This window comes from Delftia sp. GW456-R20 (assembly GCF_001622915.1).
Classification (GTDB): Bacteria; Pseudomonadota; Gammaproteobacteria; order Burkholderiales; family Burkholderiaceae_C; genus Comamonas; species Comamonas acidovorans.
The window spans coordinates 102,469-114,295 of record NZ_LWCN01000001.1 but is presented as its reverse complement, the minus strand read 5'-3'; the positions used below and the strand labels follow the sequence as shown (position 1 = coordinate 114,295).

Genomic DNA, 11,827 nt, shown 5'->3' with positions numbered 1-11,827 from the left:
CACCATGCAAGAACGCTCCACTCCCCATGACAGGCGCTGGCAATTCTGGATAGACCGCGGCGGCACATTCACCGACATCGTGGGCAAGCGGCCCGATGGCAGCCTGGCCACGCACAAGCTGCTGTCGGAAAACCCCGAGCAGTACCGTGATGCGGCCGTGGCCGGCATCCGCCACCTGCTGGGCCTCAAGCCCGGCGAGCCGGTCACGCCGGACCTTGTGGAGTGCGTGAAGATGGGCACCACGGTGGCCACCAATGCGCTGCTGGAGCGCAAGGGCGAGCCCACGCTGCTGGTGACCACGCGGGGCTTTCGTGATGCGCTGCGCATTGCCTACCAGAACCGCCCGCGCCTGTTCGACCGGCATATCCAGCTGCCCGAGCTGCTGTACAGCGAGGTGGTGGAGGCGCTTGAGCGCGTGGATGCCCGTGGGGAAGTGCAGCAGGAACTGGACGTGCTGCACCTGCACACCGCGCTGATGCAGGCCCATGCCCGGGGCCTGCGCAGCGTGGCCATCGTCTTCATGCATGGCTACCGCTACATGCGGCACGAGCAGATTGCGGCGCGCATTGCGCGGCAGGCGGGATTCACGCAGATCAGCACCTCGCACGAGACCAGCCCGCTGATGAAGTTCGTGAGCCGGGGCGACACCACGGTGGTCGATGCCTACCTCTCGCCCATCCTGCGCCGCTATGTACAGCAGGTCGCTGGCGAGATGCCGGGCGTGCGGCTGTTTTTCATGCAGTCCTCCGGCGGGCTGGCCGATGCGGGCAGCTTCCAGGGCAAGGATGCCATCCTGAGCGGGCCGGCCGGCGGCATCGTGGGCATGGCCCGCACGGCGGGGCTGGCCGGGCACGACAAGGTCATCGGCTTCGACATGGGCGGCACCTCCACCGACGTCAGCCACTACGCTGGCGCCTTCGAGCGCGAGTTCGAGACCCAGGTGGCCGGTGTGCGCATGCGCGCGCCGATGATGAGCATCCACACGGTGGCCGCCGGTGGCGGCTCGGTACTGGCCTATGACGGCTCGCGCTTTCGCGTGGGACCGGAGAGCGCGGGTGCCAACCCCGGCCCCGTGAGCTACCGCCGTGGTGGGCCCCTGGCCGTGACCGATGCGAACGTGATGGTGGGCAAGGTCCAGCCCCGCTACTTCCCCAGCGTGTTCGGCCCGGCCGCCAACGAGCGGCTCGATGGCGAGGCCGTGCGGGCGCGCTTCGATGAGCTGGCGGTGCAGACGGGGCGCAGGCCCGAGGAAGTGGCCGAAGGCTTCATCCGCATCGCCGTGCAGCAGATGGCCAACGCCATCAAGAAGATCAGCGTGGCGCGCGGCTATGACGTGACGCGCTACACGCTGCAGTGCTTTGGCGGTGCGGGTGGCCAGCATGCCTGCCTGGTGGCCGATGCCCTGGGCATGACCCGTGTGTTCGTGCATCCGCTGGCCGGCGTGCTCAGCGCCTACGGCATGGGCCTGGCGGACCAGACCGTCATCCGTGAACAGGCGATGGAGGTGGCGCTGTCTGCTGCGGCCTTGCCGCTGATCGCGGAGTCGCTGGATTCGCTGGGCGACGCGGCCAAGGCCGAGCTTGAGCGCCAGCAGGTTGGCGCCAGTCCCGTGCAGGTACGCTACAACGTGCATGTGCGCTATGAGGGCACGGATTCCGCCCTGGCCGTGCCCTTCGGCGGGCTGGATGACATCCAGGCGGCCTTCGAGTCGGCCTATCGCCAGCGGTTCGCCTTCCTGATGGCGGGCAAGGGCCTGGTGGTGGAAGCCGTTTCCGTCGAAGCCGTGATTGCGGGCGATGCGCCCAGCGAGCCGGTGCTGCAGGAGCATCCGCCGCGCGAGCATCCGCGCCGCGAAACCGTGCGCATCTACTCCGACGGTGCCTGGCACGACGCGGCCCTGGTGGTGCGCGAGGACCTGCGGCCCGGCGATGCCATTCCCGGCCCGGCCATCATCGCCGAGCGCAATGCCACCACGGTGGTCGAGCCCGGTTGGCTGGCGCGGCTCACGGCGCTGGACCATCTGGTGCTGGACCGCGTGGTCGCGCGCAAGGCCGAGTACGCGGCCGGCACCTCGGTGGACCCGGTGCTGCTGGAGGTCTTCAACAACCTGTTCATGAACATCGCCGAGCAGATGGGCCTGCAGCTGCAGAACACGGCCTACTCGGTGAACATCAAGGAACGGCTGGACTTCAGCTGCGCGCTGTTCGATGCCGAGGGCCACCTCATCGCCAATGCGCCGCACATGCCTGTGCACCTGGGCTCCATGGGCGAGAGCATCCAGACGGTGATCCGCAAGAACGCCGGGCGCATGGCCCAGGGCGATGTCTATGTGCTCAACGACCCCTACCAGGGCGGCACCCACCTGCCCGACATCACGGTCATCACGCCCGTGTACGTGGCCGACGAGGCCTCCCCCACCTTCTACGTGGGCAGCCGGGGCCACCATGCCGACGTGGGCGGCATCACGCCCGGTTCCATGCCGCCGTTTTCCACGCGCATCGAGGAAGAGGGCGTGCAGATCGACAACTTCAAGCTGGTCGATCGCGGCGTGCTGCGCGGCCAGGAGATGGTCGAGCTGCTGCAAAGCGGCGAGTACCCGAGCCGCAACCCGCACCAGAACCTGGCCGACCTGAAGGCCCAGATCGCGGCCAATGAAAAAGGCGTGCAGGAGCTGCGCAAGATGGTGGCCCAGTTCGGCCTGCCCGTGGTGCAGGCCTACATGGGCCATGTGCAGGACAACGCCGAGGAGTCGGTGCGCCGCGTCATCACGCGGCTCAGGAACGGGCAGTTCACGCTGCCGCTGGACAACGGCGCGCAGATCCGCGTGGCCGTCACCGTGGATACGGCGGGCCGCAGCGCGGTCATCGACTTCTCGGGCACCAGCGCCCAGCAGACCAACAACTTCAATGCGCCGCGCGCCGTGTGCATGGCGGCCGTGCTGTACGTGTTCCGCACGCTGGTGGACGACGACATCCCGCTCAACGCGGGCTGCCTCAAGCCCTTGAAGGTCATCATTCCCCAGGGCTGCATGCTCAACCCCAATGCACCGGCCTCGGTGGTGGCGGGCAATGTGGAGACCTCCACCTGCATCACCAATGCGCTGTTCGGCGCGCTGGGCGTGATGGCGGGCAGCCAGCCCACCATGAACAACTTCACCTTCGGCAATGCGCGCCACCAGTACTACGAAACCATTGCCGGCGGCAGCGGCGCGGGCGCGGTGCTGGACGCCGAGGGCCGGGTGGAGCGCGGGTTCAACGGCACCAGCGTCGTCCAGACGCACATGACCAATTCGCGCCTGACAGATCCGGAGGTGCTGGAGTTCCGCTTCCCCGTCATGCTGGACAGCTATGCCATCCGCGAAGGCTCGGGCGGCAGCGGGCGCTGGCATGGGGGCAGCGGCGGTGTGCGGCGCGTGCGCTTCCTGGAAGCCATGACGGCCAGCATCCTGTCCAACGGACGCCTGAACCCGGCCTTCGGCATGGCGGGCGGCCAGCCGGGGCAGCCGGGCATCAACCGTGTGCTGCGCGCCGATGGCCAGGTCGAGGCGCTGGAGCACATCGGCGCCGTGCAGATGCAGCCCGGCGATGTGTTCGAGGTCTGCACGCCGGGGGGCGGCGGCTACGGAACGGCGGCCTGACACACCGCCTGCAGGGGTCTGTCCGGGTGGTAGATGAGGGCCCGCCCGGCCAGGCCTGGTTCATCACCGATGCAATGCCATTGAAGGCAAAACGCTTCTCCATACCGAAGCGCAAGGAGACTGAAAAATGACAAGCCTTGACAATGCCAAGCCCCTGGCTGGCGAACAGTCGCAGGGCAGCTGGCTGGGCCAGCTCGAACCCCGGGAAAAACGCGCACTGACGGCCTCGTTCGGCGGCTACGCGGTCGATTCCTTCGACTACTACACGCTGCCTCTGGTCACGCCGATCCTGCTGTCGCTGTGGGGCATGAGCAAGACCGAGGTCGGCCTGATCGGCACCTCGACCCTGGTGGCCTCGGCCATCGGCGGCTGGATGGCCGGCATTCTGGCGGACCGCTACGGGCGTGTGCGCGTGCTGCAGTGGACCATCCTCGTGTTCGCCCTTTTCACCTTCGCCTGCGGCCTGGCGCAGACGCCGGGCCAGTTGCTGCTGGCCCGCACGCTGCAGGGTCTGGGCTTTGGCGGCGAATGGGCCGTGGGCTCGGTGCTGATCGCCGAGACCATACGGCCGGCTTTCCGTGGCAAGGCGGTGGGGCTGGTGCAAAGCAGCTGGGCCATAGGCTGGGGGGCGGCCGTGCTGGTGTCCATGGCGCTGTTCTCGTTTCTGCCGCCCGAGATTTCATGGCGGGCCATGTTCCTGCTGGGCCTGCTGCCGGCCTTGCTGATCCTGTTCATCCGCCGTTCCGTCAAGGACCCCGAGGTCTACCTGAAGACCCGCGCCGCCGTGGGCCGGGGCGAGCGCAGCGGGCACTTCCTGGACATCTTCAAGGGCGGCATGCTCAAGACCACGGTACTGGCCAGCCTGATGTTCACCGGCATGCAGGGCGGCTACTACGCCATTGCCGTGTGGCTGCCTACCTTCCTGAAGAACGAGCGCCACCTGACGGTGCTGGGCTCGGGCGGCTACCAGTTCATGTTCATCTTCGGCGCCTTTGCAGGCTATCTGTGCGGTGCCTACGCTTCCGACCGGCTGGGCCGGCGCTTGGCCTTCACGCTGTTCGCCATCGGCGCCGGCAGCCTGGCCTATGCCTATACGCTGCTGCCCATCACCGATGCCTGGATGCTGGTGCTGGGCTTTCCGCTGGGCTTTTTCATGTCGGGCATCTTCAGCGGCGCCGGAGCCTTCCTGGCCGAGCTGTTCCCCAACGAACTGCGCGGCTCCGGCCAGGGCTTTTGCTACAACTTCGGCCGCGGCATCGGGGCCACCTTCCCCGCGCTGGTGGGCGTGTTCAGCGACCGGTTGGGCCTGTCGCTGGGCACGGCCATCGGCATCTGCGCCACGGCCGGCTACGTGATGGTGGTGATGTTCGCCATGTGCCTGCCGGAGACGCGGGGCCGGGATCTGGCCGCGCAGTGAAGCGCTGGCCAGACCGGCCACGGCACGCTCAGTAGCTGCCCATGTAGTCGCGCTTGCCGACCTCGACACCGTTGTGGCGCAGCAGGGCATAGGCGGTGGTCACATGGAAGAAGAACTGCGGCAGGCCGTAGTGCAGCAGGTAGGCGCTGGCGCTCAGCTTCTTTTCCTTGGGCGTGCCGGGGCGCAGCACGATCTCGCGGGACTCGCTTTGCGCGAACTGCTCGGGCGCGAACGAGCCCACATGGTCCAGCGCCTTGGCGATCAGCGCCTGCAGGTCGGCAAAGCTGGTCTGCGTGTCGGGCCACGAAGGTACCTCGGCGCCGGCCAGGCGCGAGGCGATGCCCTTGGCGAAGTCCGCAGCAATCTGCACCTGGCGCACCAGCGGGAACATGTCGGGGAACAGGCGGGCCTGCAGCAGGGCGTCGGGATCGATGTTCTTCTGCGCGGCGTGTTCCTCGGCCTTTTTGAGCACGTCGGACAGGGCCTTCAGCATCTGCTGCAGGACGGGAATGGAGGCGGTGTACAGGGGGCTGGTCATTGCGGGCTCGCTAAGGATTGTGAAGGGCTGGCAATCGCATGCACCTGCATCCGTCGCCAGCCGGCACAGGCTAACAGCAACTGCTTTCACTTGCCGCCTGCGCTAGCATGCGCGCCATGCAAATCCCTGAAGCCGCTCCCTCGTTCGCAGGCCTTGGCCAGGCCGGATTCGGCGCCGCCATCTTCGACATGGACGGCCTGCTCATAGACTCCGAGCCCTTCTGGAAGCGTGCCGAGCGCGAGTCCTTTGCCGAGGTCGGCATCGACATCACGGCCGAGATGTCCCGCGTGACGGCGCCCATGACCACGGCGCAGGTTGCCGCGCACTGGTATGCCCACCGGCCCTGGCAGGGGCCCAGCCAGCGCGAGCTGGAGAGCCGCGTGGTCGCGCGCGTGGCGGCCCTGGTCAGCGCGCATGGACAGGCCCTGCCCGGCGTGCGCGAAACACTGAGCGCCTGCCGCGCCCTGGGCTGGCGCGTGGCGCTGGCCTCGAACTCTCCTTTGTCTTTGTGCCACCACACCCTGGATGCGCTGGGCCTGCGGCCGGCGTTCGACGCCATCGTCTCGGCCGAGCAGGTGGTGCGCGGCAAGCCCGCACCCGACATCTACCACTTCGCGGCGCAACGCCTGGGCGTGCCGGCCGGGCGCTGCCTGGTGTTTGAAGACTCCGTCTCGGGAACACATGCGGCGCGGCAGGCCGGCATGACCGTCATCGCCGTGCCGTCCGAGGACCAGTGCTTCGACGAGGCACAGCCTGCGCCGCACTGGGTGGTGCCCACGCTGGTGGCGTTGCATGGGGCAGCGGGCCGGTAAGGCATTGGCGGGGCCCGCATCGCATGGCGCGTGCCGGCCGCAAAGGTGTTGATGAGAACCATTCTCAGTACAATCGCCGCCCGTGCCGTCCTTCTTCGTCCTGTCCGTTTCCCATGCCGGCCTGCCTGCCCGCGTCCAGACCGCCGTGCCGGGAGCCTGCCCGTGAGCGCGCGCGTGCCAGGCGCGGACGATGATGCCGCTCCCTCGCTGCTGGCCCGCGTGTATGCGCGCTGGCACCAGCCTCTGCGCCGCCTGCTGGGCCGGCAGATGCGCAACCGCGAGGATGCCGAGGATGCGGTGCAGGAGGTCTTCGTGCGCTATGCGGCCTCAGGCAAGGCCCTGCCGCCCGAGGAGCAGGAACCCTATCTGCGCGTGATCGCCCGCCATGTCTCGCACGATGCCTGGCGCTGCTCGGCGGGCGCGCCGGGGCGCGAATCGGTCTCGCTGGATGAACACCTGGAACTGGCGCAGCAACTGCCGGCCGGCGAGGGGTCGGACCCCTTGCAGGCGGCGCACCACCGCGAACGCCTGGGCAGGCTGGAGCAGGCCATGGCCGAGCTGCCCGAGCGCCGCCGCGAGGCCTTCGTGCTGCACAGCATCGACGGGCTCACGCAGACCGAGGTGGCGCAGCGCATGGGCATTTCGCGCCGCATGGTGCACAACCATGTGACGCTGGCCATGGCCTATTGCGAACTGCGCGTGCAGTACGGCAGCGCCGAAGACATGCGCCTGATGCAGGGCCTGCTGGCGCAGGCCGCGACGGACGGGGAGGGCCGGGAATGACGCTGACCCCGAAACGCCTGCAACTGCACGCCCGCGCCGCCGACTACTTCGCCCGCCGCCGCGAAGCCGACTGGACTGGCGCCGATGAGCGCGAACTCGACGCCTGGCTGGCCGCCGACCCGCAGCACCGCAGCATCTTCGAGAGCCTGGGGCGCACGGTGCTGGACCTGCAGCAGTTGCGCAGGCCGGCGCTGGCCTGCGACGCGGCTGCTGCGCCGCAAGCCAGGGCGAGCGGGCCGCGTGCGCAGACACAGGCCCACTTGCCCGCGCCGGCACGTCAGCGCACACGCCGCGGCCTGATGCCTGCGTTGCTGTCGGTGGCTCTGGTCACGACGCTGGCCCTGGGCGGGGGCTGGTATGCCTGGGACAACCACGCAAGCCATGTGATCGAGATGGCCACCGGCCCCGGCGAGGTGCGCGAGGCCGAACTGCCCGATGGCACGCGGGTCACGCTGAATTTTTCCTCCAGGCTGCAGGTGCGCTACTACCCGCGCCGCCGCGAGACGGTGCTGGACCAGGGCGAGGCCTTCTTCCAGGTCGCCGCCGACCGCTCGCGGCCCTTCACCGTGGACAGCGGCGCCAGCCAAGTCCGCGTGGTGGGCACGGCCTTCAATGTGCGCGCCGGGCCGCCAGCGCTGGTGGTGAAGGTGCTGGAGGGCAAGGTGGAGCTGCGCCCCGATCGCCATGCGGCGGACGGCAGGCGCCTGCTGCTGGGCGCGGGCGCCGGCATGTCCGTCGATGCCCGCGACGGCACGCAGCATCCGCTGGCGGCCGGCGCGGACACGGTGGGCGACTGGCGCAGCGGCCAGATGGTGTTCCAGCAGGCAACGCTGGCCGAGGTCGCCGCCGATCTGTCGCGCTACCTGGGCCAGCCCGTACGGGTGGACGGCGATGCGCGGCTGGCCGCGCTGTCCGTGTCCGGCGTGGCGCTGACCGGCAAGCCCGAGGTGTTTCTGCGCTCGCTGCCGCACTTGTTGCCGGTGCGTGTGCAGGCCGAAGCGCAGGGCGGCTGGCGAATCTCGGCGCATTGAGTGTCTTGGCTGTTTGTAAATTAATGTAAACAACCCGCTTTCTCGGTTCGGCCACGTTCCCACTTTGGCGCGGTAGCGGGTTTTACCTTCATGGAGGCCGGGTTTTCTCGCGCCTCCATGGTTGCCAGCCAGGCCGCTGCCCAGTGCACAGCTCAGCCAACAACCGCGACGGCCGCGCACGCGCGTGGCGGGTGGACGCTCAACTGTCTGCCTGCCACCCACCGCGCACACCGCGACAGCGGGCAATGGACACAGTGCAGCAGGAGCAGGGATGCAAGCAGGAAAAGAACACGGCAGCGCCGCCATGGGCGCGGGCATTTGGGGAGGAGAGTTTCAGCACAGGGGCAGGCCATGGCGGCGGGCAAGGATGCCGTCGCTGGTGGCCGCAGCCCTGGTTGCGCTGGCGCAGCCTGCGGTGCAGGCGCAGCAGCCATCGTCCGTGCAGGCGGGGCAGGTGGGCCAGGCGGGTCAGGTAGGGGAGCTGGCCTTCAGCATCGCGCCCCAGCCGCTGGCCGGCGCGCTGCGCCAGTTCACGCAGCAGGCCCAGCACCAGGTGCTGTTCGATCCGCAGATCGTTGCAGGCCGCACTTCGCCGGCCTTGCAGGGCCGCTTCACGCCGCGCCAGGCGCTGGACCGGCTGCTGGCCGGCACGGGCGTGACCGTGATCGACGCCGTACCGGGCGCCTACACGCTGAAGGCGCCGCTCAGGGAGCCGTCGCCGGCAGCCGATGCTGCGCTGGGCACGGTGCTGGTCACGGCCCAGGCACACGCTGGCGATACCACGGAGGGTTCGGGCTCCTATGCGGCCTCGCGCGTGTCGCTGGGCAAGGGGCAGAGCGTGCGCGAGACGCCGCAGTCCATCTCCGTGGTCACACGCCAGCGCATCGAGGACCAGGGCCTGGTCTCCGTGGGCGACGTGATGCAGCAGACCACGGGCGTGACGGTGGACTACGCAGGCTCGGGCGGCCTGGGCGGCACGGCCAACAGCTTCTACGCGCGGGGCTTCCAGATCAGCAATGTCCAGATCGACGGAGCGGCGGTGGACGCCTTCAGCCAGGGCACCTTCGACCCCAACATGGCCATGTACGACAGCGTGCAGGTGATCCGCGGCGCGGACGGCCTGTACAGCGGCAATGGCGAGCCCGGCGGCTCCATCAACCTGGTGAGAAAGCGCCCCACGGCCCAGCCCCAGGTGCTGGCCTCGGCCTCGGTGGGCAGCTGGAACCAGCGCCGGGCCGAACTTGATGTGGCGGGCCCCCTGGCTGCCGATGGCCGGGTGCGCGGCCGCGCCGTGCTGGCGCACAGCGACCGCGAGTTCTTCTATGACTACGCCGATGCGCGCAACACCTTGCTCTACGGCATCGTGGAAGCCGATCTCACGCCTGCGACCAAGCTGACCCTGGGCGGCAGCTACGACAAGTCGGCCAGCCTGCCCTGGCGCGGTGGCCTGCCGCGCGCGGCCAATGGCGACGATCTGCACCTGCCGCGCCATACGGCACTCATGGCGGGCTGGGGCCATTACGACAGGACCAACAAGGAGCTGTTCGCCCAGTTGGAACAGAAGCTGGAGGGCGACTGGCGCGTCCGCGCCCATGCCAACTATGTCAAGGTGGACAGCGACAGCCGGTTGGCCGACGTCACCGGCGCGGTCGATCCGACGACGGGCCTGGGAGCCACGCTCAACGGCTTCTCCAACGACTTCTATTCCACCAAGAAGGCGCTGGATGCCAACGTCAGCGGAACGTTCTCCCTGCTGGGGCGCAGGCACCGGCTGCTTTTGGGCGCGGACTGGGCCAAGATCCGTGACACGCAGGACACCTTTCTGTCCGAGGTGGACATGCCGGGGGGCATCAACGTGTTCGGCTTCGACCCGGGCGCCATTCCCCTGCCCAGCTTCGTCTGGAAGACGCGCAGCTTCGCGGGCTATGGCGCCACGCAGAAAGGGCTGTACGGCCGGCTCAACCTGAGCCTGACGGACCGGCTGACGGCCATCGTCGGCGCACGCCGCGCCAGCTATGCAACGCAGACGCCCTGGCTGCGCTTCGACCGGGCCGGCAATCTCACCAGCCGCATCGTGTCGTCCAATAGCGAGAGCGGTATCTTCACGCCCTATGGCGGCCTGGTCTATGACATCGACGACCGCTGGACGGCCTACGGCAGCGTCGCCGAAATCCACAAGTCCCAGGCCGACAAGCTGGGTGGGCCCTTGCCAGGCACGCCGCTGGACCCCATCAAGGGCCGCAATTTCGAGCTGGGAACCAAGGGCGAGTTCAACGAAGGCCGGCTGATGGCCTCCATGGCGCTGTACCGCATAGAGCGCAATGGCGAGGCCGTGGCCGATCCCTCCTACCCCAACACCGACATCGGCGACGCGGGCCTGAACTGCTGCTGGCTGAGCAAGGGCAAGGTGGTCAGCCAGGGCGTGGAAGGCGAGATCTCGGGCGAGCTGGCGCGCGGCTGGCAGCTGTTTGCCGGCTACACCTTCAACCGCAACCACAACAAGACCCCGGGCATCGAAGGCATCTACCACTCCGTCACGCCCAAGCATCTGTTCAAGCTGTGGAGCACCTACCGCCTGCCCGGCGAGCTGTCGCAATGGACGATTGGCGGCGGCGCCAATATCCAGAGCGCACATTTCGTCAGCGGCACGGCCAAGGCCTTCAATCCTGACACGGGCAAGTTCGATGGCGCGGCCGTGCCCTTCAAGTTCAGCCAGGGCGGCTATGCCGTGTGGAATGCCAGCGTGCAGTACCGCATCAACCGCAACTGGCAGGCCGTGCTCAACCTGAACAACCTGTTCGACAAGGTCTACTACCGCACGGTGGGCACCAGCGGTGGCAACAACTGGTATGGCGAGCCACGCAATGTGATGCTGACGCTGCGCGGTAGCTTTTGAAGACCCCCTGAGGCGCTGCGCGCCTTCCCCCTGAAGGGGGACGACACCCTCGGTGCGAGGCGGCTCTTCCTCGGTGTCTCTGGTTCTGGAGCGCCCCGGTTTGCGAAGGGGAGGTCATCAAGGCCTAATCCTTATAGAATGAGAATCTTTCTCATTCATGTGGCACACGCCTGCACGTGCTGCCGCACCAGGAGCCTGTCTTGCCCGCCGCCCCCGCCGCTTTGCACCAAGAGGTCGATACGCTGTACCGCGTCCACCATGGCTGGCTCCAGGGCTGGCTGCGGCGGCGATTGGGCAATTCCACGGAGGCGGCCGATCTGGCGCAGGACACTTTCATGCGCCTGCTCACGCGCAGCGAGCCCATTGCCGCACGCGAGCCGCGTGCCTTTCTGACCACGGTGGCGCAGGGCGTGGTGGCCAATTTCATGCGGCGCAGGCAGATCGAAGAGGCGTACCTGGCCACGCTGGCGCATTTGCCCGAGCCGCAGGTGCCGGGCCCCGAGACGCGCGCCATCCTGCTGGAGACGCTGGTCGAGCTGGACCGCCGCCTGGACACGCTGGCACCCCCCGTGCGCCGTGCCTTCCTGCTGTCGCAGCTCGACGGCATGAAGCAGGCCGACATCGCGGCCGAGCTGCAGCTGTCGCTGGCCACCGTGCAGCGCCATATCGCCAAGGCCGCGCACTGCTGCTTCTTCGGCGGCTGAGCGCCAGCC

The 11,827-nt window shown here is 68.4% G+C and carries 8 protein-coding genes; 7 read left to right on the top strand and 1 reads right to left on the bottom strand.

All coding sequences use genetic code 11. The annotated features are described in order from the left end of the window. Positions 1-4: 4 nt before the first annotated feature. A complete protein-coding gene (locus tag A4F85_RS00470) occupies positions 5-3,637 on the top strand; it encodes a hydantoinase B/oxoprolinase family protein (RefSeq protein WP_063325316.1) in 3,633 nt (1,210 codons plus the stop codon). A 127-nt stretch (positions 3,638-3,764) separates the two neighbouring features. After that, positions 3,765-5,054 carry an MFS transporter gene (locus tag A4F85_RS00465; RefSeq protein ID WP_012206774.1) on the top strand — a complete coding sequence of 430 codons (1,290 nt, stop codon included), beginning with the start codon at positions 3,765-3,767 and terminating at the stop codon, positions 5,052-5,054. Between the two features lie 28 nt (positions 5,055-5,082). Here the strand turns inward: A4F85_RS00465 and A4F85_RS00460 are convergent, their stop codons facing one another. Next, positions 5,083-5,592, bottom strand: coding sequence for a DUF1993 domain-containing protein (locus tag A4F85_RS00460; protein ID WP_013801420.1), 510 nt, complete (start codon positions 5,590-5,592; stop codon positions 5,083-5,085). A gap of 116 nt (positions 5,593-5,708) precedes the next feature. Here A4F85_RS00460 and hxpB point away from each other — a divergent pair, with 116 nt between their 5' ends. The 5 genes from hxpB (at position 5,709) to A4F85_RS00435 (ending at position 11,818) form a co-directional block, all read left to right on the top strand. Further along, positions 5,709-6,404 (top strand): hexitol phosphatase HxpB, encoded by a 696-nt coding sequence (hxpB, locus tag A4F85_RS00455; protein WP_231890411.1) that lies wholly within the window; start codon positions 5,709-5,711, stop codon positions 6,402-6,404. A gap of 162 nt (positions 6,405-6,566) precedes the next feature. Further along, positions 6,567-7,187 carry an RNA polymerase sigma factor gene (locus tag A4F85_RS00450; RefSeq protein ID WP_063325314.1) on the top strand — a complete coding sequence of 207 codons (621 nt, stop codon included), beginning with the start codon at positions 6,567-6,569 and terminating at the stop codon, positions 7,185-7,187. Further along, positions 7,184-8,218, top strand: a complete 1,035-nt coding sequence (locus tag A4F85_RS00445; protein ID WP_063325313.1) for a FecR family protein — start codon at positions 7,184-7,186, stop codon at positions 8,216-8,218. The genes A4F85_RS00450 and A4F85_RS00445 overlap by 4 nt, the downstream gene beginning before the upstream one ends. Before the next feature lie 271 nt (positions 8,219-8,489). Then, positions 8,490-11,114, top strand: a complete 2,625-nt coding sequence (locus A4F85_RS00440) for a TonB-dependent siderophore receptor (protein WP_063325312.1) — start codon at positions 8,490-8,492, stop codon at positions 11,112-11,114. Between the two features lie 200 nt (positions 11,115-11,314). Next, positions 11,315-11,818 carry a sigma-70 family RNA polymerase sigma factor gene (locus tag A4F85_RS00435; RefSeq protein WP_043819287.1) on the top strand — a complete coding sequence of 168 codons (504 nt, stop codon included), beginning with the start codon at positions 11,315-11,317 and terminating at the stop codon, positions 11,816-11,818. The last annotated feature ends 9 nt before the right edge of the window (positions 11,819-11,827 follow it).